The organism is Sphingobium sp. SJ10-10, from assembly GCF_036038995.2.
Taxonomy (GTDB): domain Bacteria; phylum Pseudomonadota; class Alphaproteobacteria; order Sphingomonadales; family Sphingomonadaceae; genus Sphingobium.
Window position 1 is genome coordinate 451,352 of sequence record NZ_CP158132.1, and the last position, 16,513, is coordinate 467,864.

A 16,513-nucleotide genomic window follows, 5' to 3' on the forward strand; every position below is an offset into this window, starting at 1 on the left:
GTTCAAACATTCCGAGCAAGGGCCAGACGGCCCGCGAGACCAAAGAAACCGACGCCCATGGCGCCTTCGAACCAGCGCATCGCGCTGCTCTGCCCGACCTTGCGGCCCGCCTTGGTGGCAAGGGCCGCCAGAAGGGCGCACCAGAAGAAGCCCAGCCCATAAACGATCGCGATCAGCAGCATGCCCTGCCACGGCGCGTCCGGGCCGGTGCCGACGAACTGCGGCAGCGCGGCGAGGAAGAAGATCGCGACCTTCGGGTTCAGCACGGTGCTGATGAAACCCTGAGCGAAGGGCGATCCGCCGATCCGCAGCTTGGGCGCTTCCGAAGCGGGCGAGGGCTTCACGGCGCCGCGCAGCATCGAAAGGCCGAGCCAGGCGAGGTAGATCGCGCCCGCGATCTTCACCGCCATGAACAGCCCCGGCACCGCGTTCAGCACGCTCAGGAAGCCGAAGCCGCACAGCGCCATGTAGAACAGCCCGCCGAGCTGGATGCCGCCGATCGCCGCCATTCCCGCCTTCAGCCCGCGCCGTGCCGCGTGACCAGCCACCAACATGGTGTCCGGTCCCGGCAGCAGCACCAGACCGATCGCCATGACGGTCCAGGCAAGGAGGGAATGGGCAGTCAGCATTATCGAAGCTTCGTTCTTCCTTTTTCCGTCATCCCCGCGGAAGCGGGGATCCATCTCCCTTGCGTTGCGTCTGGGCGCTCGGTCAGGAGGTGGGTTCCCGCCTTCGCGGGAATGACGGGTTGGTGCTTTTACGCGAAAGTCTTGCCGAAGCTATCGAGCGCCGCCTTCAGCTTCGCCTTCGGCTCATCACCCAGATCCTTGCTGTCGCGGATCGCGGCGAGGACATCGGCATGGTCGTGGCGCAGGTAAGCGAGCATCAGCTCCTCATACCGCGTCACATCCTTGACCGGCACGCTGTCCAGATAGCCGTTGGTGCCCGCGAAGATCGACGCGGTCTGCTCCTCGAAGGGCAGCGGCGAGAACTGGGCCTGCTTGAGCAGTTCCGTCAGGCGGGCGCCACGGTTCAGCAGCTTCTGGGTCGAAGCGTCGAGGTCCGAGCCGAACTGGGCGAAGGCCGCCATTTCGCGATACTGGGCCAGCTCCAGCTTGATCGAGCCGGAAACCTTCTTCATCGCCTTGGTCTGCGCGGCCGAGCCGACGCGCGACACCGACAGGCCGACGTTGATGGCCGGACGGATGCCCTGGTAGAAGAGGTTGGTTTCGAGGAAGATCTGGCCGTCGGTGATCGAGATTACGTTGGTCGGGATGTAGGCCGACACGTCGCCCGCCTGCGTCTCGATGATCGGCAGCGCGGTCAGCGAGCCGGCGCCGTTGGCGTCGTTCATCTTCGCCGCGCGCTCCAGCAGGCGGCTGTGCAGGTAGAACACGTCGCCGGGGTAGGCTTCGCGGCCCGGAGGACGGCGCAGCAGCAGCGACATCTGGCGATAGGAGACGGCCTGTTTGGAAAGGTCGTCATACACGATCACGGCATGCATGCCGTTGTCGCGGAAATATTCGCCCATGGTGACGCCGGTATAGGGCGCCAGATACTGGAGCGGAGCGGGCTCCGAAGCGGTGGCGGCGACGACGATGGAATATTCCATCGCGCCATTTTCTTCGAGCTGCTTGACGATCTGCGCGACAGTCGAGCGCTTTTGGCCGATGGCGACGTAGATGCAGTAGAGCTTCTTGCTTTCGTCACCCGAAGCGTTGATGCCCTTCTGGTTGATGAAGGTATCGATCGCGACGGCGGTCTTGCCGGTCTGGCGGTCGCCGATGATCAGCTCGCGCTGGCCGCGGCCGACGGGGACGAGGGCGTCGATGGCCTTGAGGCCGGTCTGCACGGGTTCGTGCACCGACTTGCGGGGGATGATGCCCGGAGCCTTCGTTTCGACGCGCTTGCGCTCAGTATACTCGATCGGACCCTTGCCGTCGATCGGGTTGCCGAGGCCGTCGACAACGCGGCCGAGCAGACCCTTGCCGACCGGCACGTCCACAATGGTGCCGGTACGCTTGACGGTGTCGCCTTCCTTGATCTCGGCGTCCGAGCCGAAGATCACGACGCCGACATTGTCGGCTTCGAGGTTCAGCGCCATGCCCTGCACGCCGTTGGCGAACTCGACCATTTCGCCCGCCTGGACGTTGTCTAGGCCATGGACGCGGGCGATGCCGTCACCCACGGTCAGCACGGAACCGACTTCGCTCACCTGCGCTTCGGTGCCGAAATTGGCGATCTGGTCCTTGATGACCTTCGAAATTTCTGCGGCGTTGATATCCATGTTCAGCCTTTCATCGCCAAAGCGAGACTATTCAAACGGGTGCGGATGGAGGAATCGATCATCTGGCTGCCGATCTTGACGACCAGCCCGCCCAGGATCGCGGGATCGACCTTTTCATCGACCGCGACGTCGCGGCCGACACGGGCCTTGAGGCTCTTTTGCAGAGCGGTAATCTGGGTTTTGCTGAGCGGATGGGCGCTCGTCACTTCGGCGCGGGCTTCGCCCTTGTGATTCGACAGCAGCGTCTCATAGGCGCGGATGACGGCGGGAAGCTGCGACAGGCGACGGTTCTCAGCAAGCACGCCGAGAAATTTCGTCGTCAGCGCATCGATCCCCATGGAGGATGCGACTGCCGCGATCGTCTTGCCTGCTGCGTCGCGGCTGAGGACGGGGCTGTTGATCAACCCCTTGAAATCAGTCGATTCGGCCAAAGCCGCCTTGAGCGCCGCCAAGCTCGCCGCGACGGTGTCGAGCGTCTTGCCGTCGCGGGCCAGATCGAACAGCGCCACCGCATAGCGGCCGCTGAGGCTAGCCTGAATACCGCCGGTAGTCTCCACGCGCTTACCGTCCTCCACTTGATTTCCTGGCATTTGATTTGCCGGTCATGCAAAAAGGGGGCGCGGTTCTGATCCGTCCCGGTCCCCTGTTGGGGGGCCGGTTAGCAGTGGGATTGTGACTATGCAAGTCATGGAACGCGATTCGACCGTTCGGATGAAAACATCGCGATTTGACTGAGTTTTTATGACGCCCGAATCGAGGATTTTATAGGCCGTCTTCACCGGACGGCCGGAGCGAGCCGACCCTTTTGGCAATGATAGACGATGCGCTCATTGGGCTGGGCGGGCAGCAGGGCGGCAAGATCGCTCTGCAACGAGGCGATTTTCGCCAGCAGCGTGGAATCGCTGCCGCAGCCCTTGATCGGCCCGTCCCCAAGCGCACGGATCTTGGCCATGGTGTCGATATCGGGCAGCCAGCGCTGGACTCGCAGCATGCCCGTGGCTGGATCGAAGCGGCTGACCGTCACGAAACCATGGTCGTCGGGCACGTTCGCCCGCTGCCAGCCGGTGCCGGACGAGACATATTGGGTGTTGCCGTCGACGCAGCCGCCTTCGGCCCAGTGGAACCCGATGTCATTGGGTTCCGATATGGTGAGCCGGCTGCGATTCACGTCCACGCGACAGATATTGTCGCCTGCCCAGGCATAGGCATTGTTGCCGGTGACGCTCTTGTCCTCGGGCAACTGGATGCGTTCGTCGATGCTGGAGAAGCTTGGCTTCAGGAAGAACAGCCCGATCGCGCCGAACAGCAGCAGGCCGCCGCCCGCCAGCCACCAGGTCGCGCGTTTTTCCCGTCCCTGGCTGTAGAAAAGGCCGCCCGCGCCAAGCCCCAGCACGGCCAGCGCCAGCAGCACAGCCGCGCCGGCCATGGCGTTCTCCCGGGCGGAGATGACATCGCGCTCGGCGGTGTCGCGGGCCTTGTTGATCGCGGCTTCGCGGGCATCGGCGCGGGCGCGTTCGGATTGCTCGCTCCGCGCATCCTCGCGCTGGGTGAGGGCGGCTTCGGCGGCGTCCGCTTCCGCCATCGACCGGCAGGGGACGACGGTATGCAGCGATGCAACGCCTGCTTGCCGCAGGAAGGATGCGATTTCCCGCCACGACACCGCAAATCCGAACTCCGCATCATTGCCGTCCGACACGGAACCGAAACTGTTGACCCCCAGCACCCGGCCGCAATCGTCCACCAGCGGGCCGCCGCTATTGCCCGCCGCGAGCGGCGCGGTATGCAGCACCGTATCGAAATTCTGGCTCGCCCGGCCGGAGGAGACATTGCCGCTGGTCTTCACCGTGCCCAGCGGTTCGACCAACTGCTTGAGGCCCAGACCCTGGGCGCGGTCGACCGTGCCGGGATAGCCTATGGCGGTGACATGCTGCCCATCGCTGACCGCCCCAGCGTAGAAGGTGCTGACCGGCAGCCTGCCTTCCTCCAACTGGATCAGCGCCAGGTCGTTGCCGGCCGAAAAGGCGATGATCTTGCCGCCATAGGTCTTGGTCCCCTCCGAAGGGATGACGCCGATGACGAGATTTTTTTCCTCCCGCATCAGCTCGACCACATGGGCGTTGGTGATGATCTTGTCCGGCGCGACCGCAAAGCCGCTGCCATGCCCCACGAAATAGGCGTCGGAGCCGTTGGTCGCCACCAGCACGACGCGGACCACCCCGCGGGCGGCGGCGGCGATATCCTGCTGCTCGGCGCGCGCGCTCAAGGGCGCGGCAAGAGCAAGGATTAGGGCGAGGCGACGGAGTAGTGCGACCATGATTGGCGGCATTCATATGCGATGGTGGGATTGAGGCAATGCGGAAATGCGCGAAACCGCTTTTTGACCGCAAGCGGCGGGAAGTCTGATGTCTTCCCATCAGCTATGCCCTATCTATGACCGAGATGAGACAGCCCCAAGCCCCGATGCATGCCATGCCGGATGCCGATGCCTGCTGGGACGCATTTCTGCGCCGGGATCGCGGCTTCGACGGGCGGTTCGTGGGCGCCGTGCTGACCACCGGCATCTATTGCAAGCCAAGCTGCGCCGCGCGGCACCCCAGGCGGGAGAATATGATCTTCCTGCCTGACCCGGAGGCGGCGCGGGCAGCGGGTTTCCGCGCCTGCCTGCGCTGCCGCCCCGATGAGGTGGGACGCGACCGGCTGGCGGTGGAGGCCGCGGTCGCTTTTATCGCCGCCGCCGAAACGCTGCCTTCGCTGGAGGAAGTGGCCGGTCATGCAGGCTATGCGCCGCATCATTTCCACAGGCTGTTCAAGCGGGAAACGGGCATGACGCCTGCCGCCTACGCCCGGTCGCTGCGCACCGAACGGCTGAAAAACGCGCTGGAGGAAGGGGGCAGCGTCACCGGCGCCATCTATGAAGCGGGCTATAATGCGCCCAGCCGCGCCTATGCCGATGCGGAGCGGCATCTGGGCATGACGCCCAGCGCCTGGAAGGATGGCGGCCGGGGCGTGGCGATTCGCCATGCCGTGGTGCCGACCAGCCTGGGTCCGGTGCTGGTGGCGGGCACGGCGCGAGGCCTGTGCCGGATCAGCTTCGACGAGGATGAAGCGGATTTGCGGCGGCGCTTCCCCAAGGCGGAGATCCTGCCGGCCGACGAGGCGTTGTCAGGATTGGCGGAGCAGGTTGCGCGGCTGGTGGATGATCCGGCGCATGCGCCTGATTTGCCGATGGACCTGTGCGGAACGGCTTTCCAGCAGGCGGTGTGGACTGCCCTGCGGGCCATACCGCCGGGGGAGACGCGGACCTATGGCGAAATCGCGGCGGCGATCGGCAGGCCGGGGGCGGTGCGGGCCGCCGGAACGGCTTGCGGCGACAATAATCTGGCCGTGCTGATTCCCTGCCACCGGGTCTTGCGGAGCGATGGGAGCCTGGGCGGCTATGCCTATGGCGCGCAGCGCAAGCAGGCCTTGCTGGAGCGGGAAAGACAGGGCTGAACCACCGCTTTTCGCTTTTCTTACAGCAGACTATCCGCCATCAACGCGGCCCTGGTTCAATGCTATTGCATGGAGCTGGGTCGTTGCAGAGGGTGCGGCTCCCCCGAATATCGCATGAATTACGCGCAGGCGGTGGCTGCGCGGGGGAAATATGCCGAGGCATCCCGGTTGCTCGATCCGCTGGCCTATTCGCCGCGTCCCTCCGGCATGCGCGACGCGGCGCTGGCGCTCAAGAAGCGTTTCGATGCGGAGGCGATTAAGAAGAAAAGCCCTTCAACCGTTCCATGATCGTCCGCCGCTGTGCCTTGCTCATGCCTGTCCAGCGCCGGATTTCGTCGGTCGTGCGACCGCAGCCGGTACAGACACGCCCGGCCTTGTCGAGCTTGCAGATGTTGACGCAGGGGCTTTCCATCACATGAAGCTGTAGGGATCGACGTCCACCGCGACGCGCGTGCCCGACTTCCATGTGAGGTTGCCCAGCCATTCGCGGATGGCGCCCTGTACGTCGACCTGCCGCGTGGCGTGGATCAGCAGGCGGTGGCGATGCCGTCCGCGCAGCACTGAAAGCGGCGCGGGGGCGGGTCCGTAGACGCGCATCCCTTCGATCAGCGGGGCCGACTTGCCGATCAGCCGGGCGATTTCGGCGGCTTCGTCGGCATTCTCGCTGGAAACGATGATCGCGGCGAAGCGACCGAAGGGCGGGGCGTTGGCGTGACGGCGATTGGCTGTCTCGACTTCGTAGAAACGTTCGGAGTCGCCGGCGATCAGCGCCTTGATCACTTCCGCCTCCGGCATGCGCGTCTGGATGAAGACGCGGCCCGGCTTCTGTCCGCGCCCGGCGCGGCCCGCCACCTGGACGATCTGCTGGAAGGTGCGCTCTGACGCGCGCAGGTCGCCGCCCTCCAGCCCCAGATCGGCGTCGATCACCCCCACCAGCGTCAGGTTCGGAAAATGATAGCCCTTGGTGACGAGCTGCGTGCCGATGATGATGTCGACTGCGCCCGCCTCTACCGACTTCACGAATTCGGCCACCTTGGCAGGGGACCAGAGCGTGTCGGAGGTGACGATGGCGGTGCGCGCATTGGGCCAGAGAGCCTTCACCTCGTCCGCAATCCGCTCGACGCCGGGACCGCAGGCGACCAGCGAATCCTCCTCCTTGCAATCGGGGCAGAAGCGCGGGGCCGGGATGACATGGCCGCAATGATGGCAGGCAAGGCGATGGGTCAGCCGATGCTCGACCATCCAGGCGGTGCAATTGGGGCATTGGAAGCGATAACCGCAATGTCGGCAGAGCGTCAGCGGCGCATAGCCCCGGCGGTTGAGGAAGAGCAGGCTCTGTTCTTCCTTCGCCATATTCTCGTCGATGGCGCGGACCAGCGGTGGGGCGATCCAACGCCCGCGTTCCGGCGGGTCGGTCAGCAGGTTCACGCCCTCGATCGTAGGCATTTGCGCGCCGCCAAAACGGGAGGGCAGCTTGATCTCGCGATAGCGGCCCAGTTCGACCTGATGCCGCGTCTCTATGGCGGGGGTGGCGGAGGCGAGGATGACGGGGAATTTCTCGATCAGTCCCCGCATCACCGCCACGTCGCGGGCGTGATAATGAACCCCGTCCTCCTGCTTGAAGCTGGCTTCATGCGCTTCATCGACGACGATCAGGCCCAGATTGGGATAGGGCAGGAACAGCGCCGATCTTGCGCCCACGACCACCGCCGCCTCGCCCGCCGCGATTGCCCGCCAGGCGCGCCGGCGCTCGCTTTGGCGCAGGCCGCTGTGCCAGTTCACCGGCACGGTGCCGAAGCGCTTTTCGAACCGTTCGAGGAAAGGCTCGGTCAACGCGATTTCGGGCAGCAACACCAGCACCTGCCGTCCTTCCCGAATGGCGGCGGCGATGGCTTCGAAATAGACCTCCGTCTTGCCCGATCCGGTCACGCCGTCGAGCAGGAAAGGCGCGAAGGCCCGTTCCCTGACCGCGTCGATGAACTGGTCTGCGGCCGCGCCCTGCTTGTCCGACAGGAGCGGCGGGGCGTGATCGGGATCGGGCGTGGGGAAGGGCGTGTCGACGCTGACCTCCACCGCCTCGAAGGCGCCTGCCTTGATCAATCCGCGGATCACCGCGTCGCTCACCCCGCCGATCATCGCCAGCTCGCGGATCAGCCCCTGCCGCTCACCGATGCGCTCCATGGCCTGGCTGCGCTGCTCGGTCATCCGGTCCGGCAATTCACCCGTAGCGCGATATTCGATGACGGTCCGCGCGCCCTCCAGCGCCGCCATCGACGCCAGCGTCATGCGCAGCACGGCGGCGATGGGGGCAAGATAATAGTCCGCCGTCCATTCGATCAGGCGGCGCAGCGTTTCGGGCACCGGCGGCGCATCGACCAGCCCCACGATATTGCGCAGGCGATTGTCGCCCACCGTCTCGATATCGGGGAAGCTGTCCTCTTCCCATACCACGCCGACGATCTGGCGCGGCCCCAGCGGCGCGACGACGATGCTGCCGGGCCTGGCGTTCATCCCGTGCGGCACGCGATAGTCGAGCGGCCCCAGGGCGGCGTTCAGCAGGATGACACGGGCGCGCGAACTCATGGCCTCCTCCCTAATGGCAGGGGCGGGTGAGGCAAGGCCAAGAAGGGTCAGATTTTCCAGTTCAATGTCAACCAGGGGATATGCGCGACCGCATCGGGACGGGCATCGCGGAAGGTCTGCTGACGCATATAGAGCAATTGCACGTCCAGCGCCTTGCCGATCGGATGGCGCAGGCCGATCTGGTTGCGCATGACGGCAAGGCCGGTCTTGTCGCTCGGGCGGGCGCGGTTCAGGTGGAACATCAGCTCGGTCGTGGCGATCAATGTCCATTTTTGCGCCGCATCGAGCGGGATGGATGCCTGCACCCGCTGGCGCAGCCGCCAGCTTGCCTCGTCGGCGGTGTCGAAAAAGCGCTGTTCGATCCGGGTGCGGGAAAGCCATATCCCCCTGGTCAGCGTCACCTGCTGGAACAGCCGCATTTCCTGCTCCGGCCCCGAATGGAAATAGGCAAGGCCGCCGCCGATCTGCACGCCGGTCGCGATTCGATGATCGATCAAGATTCGCGTCGTCTGCTGGCCGCCGTTGGAGGCGTCGCGGCGGAAGCGCTGGCTGAGGTCGAGGCTGATAATGTCGGCATCGCTGGCCTTGATCGTCAGCGATTCGGTCAGCCATGCCTGGGTTTCGCTGGTCGCCGCGACGGCGGGCGCGGCTGCGAATATTGCGATGGAGGCAAGCGCGTCCCATATATGGCGCGGACGCAAAAGGCAGAGCATGGATCGGTCCTTTGGAAAGGTGCCGCCGTCATAATGTTGCGCCGGGCCGAAGGTAAAGGGCCGGGTTCGGGCAATAATGGCTAATCGGGCATGGAGCCGCTAAAGGAGACGCGATTCGTCCTTCCCTCCCCGGAGCAGACCCATGAAATTCTTCGTCGACACCGCCGACACCAACGAAATCCGCGAACTGGCCGCCACCGGCCTGCTGGACGGCGTCACCACCAACCCCTCGCTGATCCACAAGTCGGGCCGCAAGTTCCTGGAAGTGGTGGAGGAAATCTGCGGCATCGTCGAAGGCCCGGTATCGGCCGAAGTCGTCGCGCTCGACCATGAGACGATGATGAAGGAAGCCGCCGTGCTGCGGAAGATTGCCGACAATGTCTGCATCAAGGTGCCGCTGACCATCGACGGCCTCAAGACCTGCAAGGCGCTGACCGGCGAGGGCGTGATGGTCAACGTCACCCTCTGCTTCTCGTCCAATCAGGCGCTGCTGGCGGCCAAGGCGGGCGCGAGCTTCATCTCGCCCTTCGTCGGGCGGCATGACGACAATGGCTTCGACGGCATGAAGCTGATCGAGGATATCCGCCTGATCTATGACAATTATTCCTTCGCCACCGAGATTCTGGTCGCGAGCGTGCGTCACCCGATCCACGTGCTGGAAGCCGCCAAGATCGGTGCCGACGTGATGACCGCGCCGCCCTCGGTCATCAAGGCGCTGTTCAACCATGTGCTGACCGAAAAGGGTATTGCCGGCTTCCTGGCCGACTGGGAAAAGACCGGCCAGTCGGTTCTCTGATTTCCAGATAATATAGACTATGGAATGACGTGCTCCTGCGAAGGCAGGAGTCCAGTCCCGAGGTCTGAACTGTGCTCCTGCCTTCGCAGGAGCACAGTGATGCATCTTTTCGCTCGCAACCTCTTCCGCGCCACATCATTCTCTCCCGAAAAGGAGAGAGCCGATGTTCGTCGCGGTCTATTGGTGGCGGGTCCACCCCGGCAAGGAGGAACAGTTCCGCAAGGCCTGGCGCCGGGGAACCGACCTGATCCGCGAAAAATATGGCAGCTATGGATCGCGGCTGCACCGCGATGCCGACGGGCGTTTCGTCGGCTATGCCGAATGGCCGGACGAAGCGACCTGGCGCGCCGCCTTCGACCAGAAGATGGTCTATGACGATCCGGAAACTCGCGCCGCCTTCGTCGATGCCATTGCGGAAGTTCCGCCCGACGCCGATCCGATCTTCACCATGACCGTGATCGACGACCTGCTGCTGCGATCGGCAGCGGCCTGACCGATCGGCCTAAGCCCGCATCCCTTCCGTTCGCTTCCCCTGCACCTTCCAGCCAGCCCTCTAACACCTTTGACCCTTGCGGCTGTCCCGATGCGCCGATGCGCCGGGCGATACAGGCTCTATCACCATGATTGCCTGCCAAGTCCCTGGAAAAGAGGAGCGAAAGAGCATCGCCGCCAGCGCATCCTGTTCCGTATTGCCGGTCCCCCTGGCGATAGAGGGGGGTTCCGCCTCAGCCTATCGGCGCGACATCGATGGGTTGCGCGCTTTGGCGGTCCTGCCGGTGCTGTTCTATCATGTCCGCCTCTGGCCCTTTTCCGGGGGCTTTGTCGGCGTCGACATCTTCTTCGTCATCTCCGGCTATCTGATCGCTTCGATCATCGCGCGGGAACTGGCGGAAGGCCGGTTCAGCCTCACCGCCTTCTATGCGCGGCGCATCCGCCGCATATTCCCCGCTTTGTTCGCGACGATCGCCGTCACCATAGTGGCGGGCAGCCAGATCCTGCTGCCGCTGGATTATCGAGCGCTCGGGATGAGCGCGACGGCAACGGTGCTGTTCGCCAGCAATCTCTATTTCGCTCGGCACAGCGGCTATTTCGGCAGCGCGGCGGAGGAAGCGCCGCTGCTCCACACCTGGTCGCTGGCTGTGGAAGAGCAATTCTATATCCTGTTCCCGCTGCTGATGCTTTGCGCTTTCTGGGCGGGAGGACGGACCCGGCTTTTGCTGGCGGCGATGGCGCTCCTCTCCTTCGGCGTCGCGCTGTTGCTGGTCGACCGGGCGCCCGTCCTGGCCTTTTACCTGCCTTTCCCCCGTGCCTGGGAGTTTCTGGCTGGGGCGCTGCTGGCGACCGGCCTGTTGCCGCCGTTGCGGAGCGGATGGGCGGCGCAGCTTTGCGCGCTTGCCGGTATTGTCTTGATCGGCTGGGCGGTCTTCGGCTTTTCCGGCGGGACCGCCTTTCCCGGCCTGAACGCCCTTTACCCCGTGCTGGGGGCGATGCTGATCCTGCATGCGGGACAGGGCGGTTCGGCGGTCGGTCGGATGTTGGGCGGCGCGCTGCCGGTGGCGATCGGCCGCATCTCCTATTCGCTCTATTTGTGGCATTGGCCGATCGTCGTTTTCTGGACCTATCGCACCGATGGCGACTGGGGGTTGCGGGAACAGGTGCTGATCGTGCTGCTCTCGCTGCTGGTCGCCGCCCTTTCCTGGCGTTTCATCGAAGAACCATTCCGCAGGGCGCACTACTTCACGATCGGCCGCGCCTTCGCCTTTGCCGGGGCGATGGTGGTTGCCGGGTGCGGGGCGGGGGCATTGCTTTACCTTTCCGGCGGCCTACCTGCGCGGGTGGCGCCCTCGGTCGCGGCGCTCGACGCGGCGAGCCGGAGCATGGCCTATCTGCCGGAGCGCTGTTCGGGCATGGCGGCGGTGCGGCACCGAACGCTGTGCGCGGTGGGCGCGCATAACGGTACGGCGCCCAGCTTTCTGCTCTGGGGCGATTCCCATGCCCATGCGCTGAAACCCGCTTTCGATCAGGCAGGCGATGCGCTGGGGCTTTCGGGACGGATCGCCTCCTATCCCGCCTGCCCGACGCTGCTCGGCCTCGACCGGCTCGACCAACCGCCTAGCCATGATTGCAGCGCCTTCAATGCCCAGGTGCTGGCGATGTTGCGCGACAACCCGACCATCCACACCGTCTTTCTCGTCTCCCGATGGGGTCTGTGCGCCAACGGCCGCCGACCCGAGGGAGGAACGCCCTGCTATCTCGGCCGGGATGAGAATGACGACAAGAGTCTCAGCCAGGATGCACTGCTGTTCCGCTCGGGCTTGAAGGAAACGGTCGGGACGCTGACGGCCATGGGCGAGCGGGTCATCCTGGTCGCCCCCATTCCGGAATTCCGCCGCAACGTGCCCGAAAGCCTGGCGCGGGCGGAACTCTACAGCGAACCGGCGCAACTGGTGCTGTCGCGCGCGGACTATCTGCGCCGTCAGCGGCAAGTTTTCGGCGTTTTCGATGAAATGCAGCGGCGCTTCGCGGTAGGCATCATCTATCCGCACCATCTTCTCTGCCGCAGCGGCCAATGCGCGACGATGGCGCATGGCGTGCCGCTTTATTCGGACGACGATCATTTGTCGCGCCAGGGCAGCCTGCTTTTAAGCGGCATGATCTATGCGGCGATGCGACCGATCCGTGGCCCCGCGGACCGAAAAGGAAAATGGCGACCCCGACAGGATTCGAACCTGTGACCATTCGCTTAGAAGGCGAATGCTCTATCCAGCTGAGCTACGGGGCCGTTGGGGCGTTCGATAGCGGGGCTTTGGCCGGCTTGCAATCATAGGCGGCATTGCATTTGCCCGCCGGGCCGATATGCAGGGGCGCATGACCGATCCGGGGGTAAGGAAAATCGATGCCTATGCGCTGGGCGCCCGCCCTTTGCGCTATTTCGATTTCTGCATGGCGGCCTTCGTCGCGATATTGCTGCTCTCCAACCTGATCGGCGCGGCGAAGCTGTCAACCGTGGGCGGCTTCACCTTCGGCGCGGGCATTCTTTTCTTTCCGCTGGGCTATGTTCTGGGCGACGTGCTGACCGAAGTCTATGGCTATGCGCGGGCGCGGCGCTGCGTCTGGGCGGGCTTTGGCGCGATGCTGTTTATGGCGCTGATGAGCTGGGTGGTGGTGAAGCTGCCCCCGGCGGAGGGCTGGCCCGACCAGAAAGCCTATGAGGCGGTGTTCGGCAGCACCTGGCGCATCGTCTTCGCCTCAGTCACGGCCTTTTGGGCCGGGGAGTTCGCCAACAGCTTCGTCCTTGCCAAGATGAAGCTGCTGACCGAGGGCAAGCACCTATGGATGCGCACGATCGGATCGACCGTCGTGGGGCAGGGGGTGGACAGCCTGCTTTTCTATCCGCTGGCTTTCTATGGCGACTGGACCAATGCCCAGGTGGTGACGGTGATGATCACTAACTGGCTGATGAAAGTAACCTGGGAAGCGGTGCTGACGCCCGTGACCTATGTGGTGGTCGGCAGCCTCAAGCGCGCCGAAGGGCTGGACGTGTTCGATGAGAGCACGAATTTCACCCCGTTCCGGGCGAGTCTTTAGCTTCACTCGCCGGGTAACGCGCGCTCACGAAATACAGCCCGTCCGGCGGCGCATTCAGCCCCAGCGCCGCCCTATCCTTTGCATCCCGCGCAGCCTCCAGATCCCCGATCGACCAGCGCCCCATGCCGACCATGGCAAGGCATCCCACCATCGACCGCACCTGATGATGCAGGAAGGACCGTGCCGCCGCATATATGGCGATCCGGTCGCCTGAACGCTCCACGTCCAGCCGGTCCAGCGTCTTCACCGGACTTTCCGCCTGGCAATGGACCGAACGGAAGGTGGTGAAGTCATGCCGCCCAACCAGAAGTTGCGCCGCTTCCTGCATCGCAGCGGCATCGAGCGGCTGGATCACCCGCCAGACCAGCCCATTTTCCCAGGTCAGCGGCGCACGGCGGTTGGCGATGCGATAGACATAGGACCGGCGGATGCAGGAAAAGCGGGCATGCCAGTCATCGGGCACCACCTCGCAGGCGAGGATCGCGACGGGTGCGGGGCGAAGAAGCGCGTTCAGCGCCTCCATCAGGCGAAATGGCGTGAAGTCCTTCGCAATGTCCGCATGGGCGCGCATGGCAAGCCCATGGACGCCCGCATCGGTGCGCCCGGCGGCATGGATCGCGACCCGTTCACCCGTGACGGCAAAGATCGCCTGCTCGATAGATTGCTGGACGCTGGGGCCATGGGCCTGCCGCTGCCAGCCCATGAAAGGGCGGCCGTCAAATTCGACGGTGAAGGCGAATCGCGTCATCTTTTCAGGCGTCGACCCGGCTGCCGGCGGGCATGTCATAGCCGCGCAGCAATTCGCCCGCTAACATCGCGCCCTTGCCCGCGCGCTGGATCAGAGTCGGGCGGATCGCGCCATGGCCGCATCCGATCAGCAGGCTGTTGTCGAGCAGTTCCCCGGCCGGGCCTTCATTTTCCTCGACATGGGCGGCCAGGATGCGAAAGCGCTCGCCGCGATATTCGAAGAAGGCGCCGGGGAAGGGGTTGAAGGCGCGGACCTGCCGCTCGACCTGATGCGCGTCGCGGCTGAAGTCGATGCGCGATTCCGCCTTGTCGATCTTGGACGCATAGGTGACGCCCTCTTCGGGCTGCGCGATGGGTGGATGGAGCGCGATATCGTCCAGCACCTCGACCATCAATTTTGCGCCCGCATCGGCCAGCTCCTCCGTCAGCGCGCCGGCGGTCTTGTCCTCGACCGGGGTGACATGCTTGGCGCGCATCGGGCCGGTGTCAAGCCCCGCCTCCATGTCCATGATGGTGACGCCGGTGACATTGTCGCCCGCTAGAATGGCGCGCTGGATCGGCGCCGCGCCGCGCCAGCGGGGGAGGAGGGAGGCGTGGATGTTCATGCAGCCGAAGCGCGGTGCGTCGAGAATCGGGCGCGGCAGGATCAGGCCGTAAGCGGCGACCACCGCGACATCGGCGTTCAGCGCGGCGAAGGCGGCCTGCACATCGGCATCTTTCAGCGAAACCGGCGTGCGCACCTCAATGCCCATTTCCTCCGCCTTGGCGTGAACGGGGGAGGGGCGCAGCGCCTTGCCGCGCCCGGCCGGACGAGGCGGCTGGCTGTAGACCGCGACGATCTCATGCCCGGCTTTCGCCAGCGCGACCAGTGCCGGAACGGCGAAATCAGGGGTTCCCATATAGACGATACGCATGGTGGGCCTTTTATCGGGTTTCGGCACCGGCCCGCGCCCCCACCCGGCCACCCAACGGCAATATCATATGGGTGGCCGGGTGGGGGCGCGGGCCGGTGCCGCATCTGAAATGCGCCGAAGGCGTATTTCCAAAGACGCCCTCTCAAACCCCTTGTGTCCACGACTTGCAAGCCCTTATTCCGGTTCCATGGCTTCTCCTGAAATCGAAGCGCTGACGCAGGCGCTGTCCCGCCTGCCCGGCCTTGGTCCGCGTTCCGCGCGGCGCGCTGTCCTGCACCTGCTCAAGAAGCGCGAATCCGCGCTGGAGCCGCTGCTGCGCGCCCTTGACGCAGTGAACGACCGGCTGGTGACGTGCAGCATATGCGGCAATGTCGACACGGTTGATCCCTGCGGCATCTGCACCGATCCGAGGCGCGATGGACGGGCGCTCTGCGTCGTGGAGGATGTGGCGGACCTCTGGGCGCTGGACAAATCGCGGCTGTTTCCGGGGCGTTTCCATGTGCTGGGCGGGCGGCTCTCCGCGCTGGAAGGCGTGCGGCCGGAGGATTTGAGCATCGATGCGCTGGTGGCGCGGGTCGAGGCGGGTGGCATTGACGAGGTGGTGCTGGCGATGAACGCCACGCTGGAAGGTCAGACCACCGCCCATTATCTGGCCGAGCGGCTGGAGCGGTTCCCGGTGCGCCTGACCCAATTGGCGCATGGCGTGCCGGTCGGCGGGGAGCTGGATTATCTGGACGAAGGCACTTTGGCGCAGGCGCTTCGGGCGCGGAGGCCGATCGCTTGAATTTTTCCCGCCGCCGGATTATTTTAAGGTGATGGCCATTCTTCCAATCCTAGAGGCGCCCGATCCGCGCCTGCGTACCATCTCGTCTCCGGTGGAGGCGATCGATGACGATTTGCAGCGTCTGATCGATGACATGCTGGAGACCATGTATGACGCGCCGGGCATCGGTCTGGCCGCGATCCAGGTCGGCGTGCCCAAGCGGGTGCTGGTGATCGACCTGCAGGAACCGGAGTCTGACGAGGAAGGCGCGCCGCCGGTCAAGAAGCCGATGGTGTTCATCAATCCGGAGATTCTGGAAGGCTCGGAAGACCAGTCAGTCTATAATGAAGGCTGCCTGTCGGTTCCCGACCAGTTTGCGGAAGTGGAACGGCCTGCAAGCATCCGGGCGAGCTGGATGGACCGCGATGGACGCATCCATGAGGAGCGGCTGGAAGGGCTGCTCGCCACTTGCCTCCAGCATGAGATGGATCATTTGCAGGGCGTGCTGTTCATCGACCATCTCTCCCGGTTGAAGCGGGACATGCTGATGAAGAAGCTGACCAAGGCGCGCAAGGCGGCCTGAGCGGTTTGGCAGATTGAACAAGAAACGTCCCGGCTGCAAAGTCGGGG

Annotated in this window: 17 protein-coding genes and 1 tRNA gene; 8 read left to right on the top strand and 10 right to left on the bottom strand. The window is 64.6% G+C overall.

Annotated elements, in window-relative coordinates:
- Positions 1-2 precede the first annotated feature (2 nt).
- The 4 genes from VVT58_RS02140 to VVT58_RS02155 all read right to left on the bottom strand — a co-directional run bounded on the left by VVT58_RS02140 (position 3) and on the right by VVT58_RS02155 (position 4,601).
- Positions 3-629 (bottom strand): LysE family translocator, encoded by a 627-nt coding sequence (locus VVT58_RS02140; protein ID WP_327751710.1) that lies wholly within the window; start codon positions 627-629, stop codon positions 3-5.
- 128 nt (positions 630-757) lie between these two features.
- A complete protein-coding gene (atpA, locus tag VVT58_RS02145) occupies positions 758-2,287 on the bottom strand; it encodes a F0F1 ATP synthase subunit alpha (protein WP_327751712.1) in 1,530 nt (509 codons plus the stop codon).
- Positions 2,288-2,289: 2 nt separating this feature from the next.
- Positions 2,290-2,844 (bottom strand): F0F1 ATP synthase subunit delta, encoded by a 555-nt coding sequence (locus tag VVT58_RS02150; protein ID WP_327751840.1) that lies wholly within the window; start codon positions 2,842-2,844, stop codon positions 2,290-2,292.
- 218 nt (positions 2,845-3,062) lie between these two features.
- Positions 3,063-4,601 carry a serine protease gene (locus tag VVT58_RS02155; protein WP_327751713.1) on the bottom strand — a complete coding sequence of 513 codons (1,539 nt, stop codon included), beginning with the start codon at positions 4,599-4,601 and terminating at the stop codon, positions 3,063-3,065.
- A 116-nt stretch (positions 4,602-4,717) separates the two neighbouring features.
- On the opposite strand from VVT58_RS02155, the gene ada reads away from it, so the two are divergent.
- Entirely contained in the window at positions 4,718-5,779 is a 1,062-nt protein-coding gene (ada, locus tag VVT58_RS02160; RefSeq protein WP_327751714.1) for a bifunctional DNA-binding transcriptional regulator/O6-methylguanine-DNA methyltransferase Ada, read from the top strand.
- A gap of 114 nt (positions 5,780-5,893) precedes the next feature.
- The gene (locus VVT58_RS02165; RefSeq protein ID WP_327751715.1) at positions 5,894-6,067 is read left to right on the top strand and encodes a hypothetical protein; all 174 of its coding nucleotides are present in this window, start codon (positions 5,894-5,896) and stop codon (positions 6,065-6,067) included.
- Here VVT58_RS02165 and VVT58_RS02170 read toward each other — a convergent pair.
- The 3 genes from VVT58_RS02170 to VVT58_RS02180 are packed head-to-tail and all read right to left on the bottom strand — an operon-like array spanning position 6,036 to position 9,075.
- Positions 6,036-6,263 (bottom strand): DUF1289 domain-containing protein, encoded by a 228-nt coding sequence (locus VVT58_RS02170; RefSeq protein WP_327751716.1) that lies wholly within the window; start codon positions 6,261-6,263, stop codon positions 6,036-6,038. The genes VVT58_RS02165 and VVT58_RS02170 overlap by 32 nt on opposite strands.
- Positions 6,191-8,362: a primosomal protein N' gene (locus VVT58_RS02175; RefSeq protein ID WP_327751717.1), complete on the bottom strand. Its 2,172-nt coding sequence runs from the start codon at positions 8,360-8,362 to the stop codon at positions 6,191-6,193. Before VVT58_RS02175 ends, VVT58_RS02170 begins: the two co-directional genes overlap by 73 nt.
- A 47-nt stretch (positions 8,363-8,409) precedes the next feature.
- A complete protein-coding gene (locus VVT58_RS02180) occupies positions 8,410-9,075 on the bottom strand; it encodes a DUF2490 domain-containing protein (protein WP_327751718.1) in 666 nt (221 codons plus the stop codon).
- 142 nt (positions 9,076-9,217) lie between these two features.
- Here VVT58_RS02180 and fsa point away from each other — a divergent pair, with 142 nt between their 5' ends.
- The 3 genes from fsa to VVT58_RS02195 all read left to right on the top strand — a co-directional run bounded on the left by fsa (position 9,218) and on the right by VVT58_RS02195 (position 12,606).
- Complete coding sequence (fsa, locus tag VVT58_RS02185) at positions 9,218-9,871, top strand: fructose-6-phosphate aldolase (RefSeq protein ID WP_327751719.1); 654 nt, start codon at positions 9,218-9,220, stop codon at positions 9,869-9,871.
- A 163-nt stretch (positions 9,872-10,034) separates the two neighbouring features.
- Positions 10,035-10,364: an antibiotic biosynthesis monooxygenase gene (locus VVT58_RS02190; RefSeq protein WP_327751720.1), complete on the top strand. Its 330-nt coding sequence runs from the start codon at positions 10,035-10,037 to the stop codon at positions 10,362-10,364.
- A gap of 196 nt (positions 10,365-10,560) precedes the next feature.
- The gene (locus VVT58_RS02195; RefSeq protein WP_352000014.1) at positions 10,561-12,606 is read left to right on the top strand and encodes an acyltransferase family protein; all 2,046 of its coding nucleotides are present in this window, start codon (positions 10,561-10,563) and stop codon (positions 12,604-12,606) included.
- Here VVT58_RS02195 and VVT58_RS02200 read toward each other — a convergent pair.
- Positions 12,577-12,653 (bottom strand) — tRNA-Arg (locus VVT58_RS02200). The two genes, VVT58_RS02195 and VVT58_RS02200, sit on opposite strands and share 30 nt — an antisense overlap.
- A gap of 86 nt (positions 12,654-12,739) precedes the next feature.
- Between VVT58_RS02200 and VVT58_RS02205 the strand changes: the two genes are divergently transcribed.
- The gene (locus VVT58_RS02205) at positions 12,740-13,459 is read left to right on the top strand and encodes a queuosine precursor transporter (RefSeq protein ID WP_066561854.1); all 720 of its coding nucleotides are present in this window, start codon (positions 12,740-12,742) and stop codon (positions 13,457-13,459) included.
- Here VVT58_RS02205 and truA read toward each other — a convergent pair.
- Both truA and fmt read right to left on the bottom strand, forming a co-directional pair.
- Complete coding sequence (gene truA, locus VVT58_RS02210; RefSeq protein WP_327751722.1) at positions 13,434-14,207, bottom strand: tRNA pseudouridine(38-40) synthase TruA; 774 nt, start codon at positions 14,205-14,207, stop codon at positions 13,434-13,436. The genes VVT58_RS02205 and truA overlap by 26 nt on opposite strands.
- 4 nt (positions 14,208-14,211) lie before the next feature.
- The gene (gene fmt / locus VVT58_RS02215) at positions 14,212-15,120 is read right to left on the bottom strand and encodes a methionyl-tRNA formyltransferase (protein WP_327751723.1); all 909 of its coding nucleotides are present in this window, start codon (positions 15,118-15,120) and stop codon (positions 14,212-14,214) included.
- Positions 15,121-15,307: 187 nt separating this feature from the next.
- On the opposite strand from fmt, the gene recR reads away from it, so the two are divergent.
- Both recR and def read left to right on the top strand, forming a co-directional pair.
- The gene (recR, locus tag VVT58_RS02220; RefSeq protein ID WP_327751724.1) at positions 15,308-15,904 is read left to right on the top strand and encodes a recombination mediator RecR; all 597 of its coding nucleotides are present in this window, start codon (positions 15,308-15,310) and stop codon (positions 15,902-15,904) included.
- A gap of 31 nt (positions 15,905-15,935) precedes the next feature.
- Positions 15,936-16,466, top strand: coding sequence for a peptide deformylase (def, locus tag VVT58_RS02225; RefSeq protein ID WP_327751725.1), 531 nt, complete (start codon positions 15,936-15,938; stop codon positions 16,464-16,466).
- Positions 16,467-16,513: the final 47 nt, after the last annotated feature.

Excerpts from the sequence above, each read along its gene's own strand:
- VVT58_RS02205 (WP_066561854.1), top strand. The coding sequence starts at position 12,740 with ATGACCGATCCGGGGGTAAGGAAAATCGATGCCTATGCGCTGGGCGCC.
- fmt (WP_327751723.1), bottom strand. The coding sequence starts at position 15,120 with ATGCGTATCGTCTATATGGGAACCCCTGATTTCGCCGTTCCGGCACTG.
- recR (WP_327751724.1), top strand. The coding sequence starts at position 15,308 with ATGGCTTCTCCTGAAATCGAAGCGCTGACGCAGGCGCTGTCCCGCCTG.
- fsa (WP_327751719.1), top strand. The coding sequence starts at position 9,218 with ATGAAATTCTTCGTCGACACCGCCGACACCAACGAAATCCGCGAACTG.
- atpA (WP_327751712.1), bottom strand. The coding sequence starts at position 2,287 with ATGGATATCAACGCCGCAGAAATTTCGAAGGTCATCAAGGACCAGATC.
- VVT58_RS02175 (WP_327751717.1), bottom strand. The coding sequence starts at position 8,362 with ATGAGTTCGCGCGCCCGTGTCATCCTGCTGAACGCCGCCCTGGGGCCG.
- VVT58_RS02165 (WP_327751715.1), top strand. The coding sequence starts at position 5,894 with ATGAATTACGCGCAGGCGGTGGCTGCGCGGGGGAAATATGCCGAGGCA.
- VVT58_RS02190 (WP_327751720.1), top strand. The coding sequence starts at position 10,035 with ATGTTCGTCGCGGTCTATTGGTGGCGGGTCCACCCCGGCAAGGAGGAA.
- VVT58_RS02155 (WP_327751713.1), bottom strand. The coding sequence starts at position 4,601 with ATGGTCGCACTACTCCGTCGCCTCGCCCTAATCCTTGCTCTTGCCGCG.
- VVT58_RS02140 (WP_327751710.1), bottom strand. The coding sequence starts at position 629 with ATGCTGACTGCCCATTCCCTCCTTGCCTGGACCGTCATGGCGATCGGT.
- def (WP_327751725.1), top strand. The coding sequence starts at position 15,936 with ATGGCCATTCTTCCAATCCTAGAGGCGCCCGATCCGCGCCTGCGTACC.
- ada (WP_327751714.1), top strand. The coding sequence starts at position 4,718 with ATGACCGAGATGAGACAGCCCCAAGCCCCGATGCATGCCATGCCGGAT.
- VVT58_RS02180 (WP_327751718.1), bottom strand. The coding sequence starts at position 9,075 with ATGCTCTGCCTTTTGCGTCCGCGCCATATATGGGACGCGCTTGCCTCC.
- truA (WP_327751722.1), bottom strand. The coding sequence starts at position 14,207 with ATGACGCGATTCGCCTTCACCGTCGAATTTGACGGCCGCCCTTTCATG.
- VVT58_RS02170 (WP_327751716.1), bottom strand. The coding sequence starts at position 6,263 with ATGGCTGGGCAACCTCACATGGAAGTCGGGCACGCGCGTCGCGGTGGA.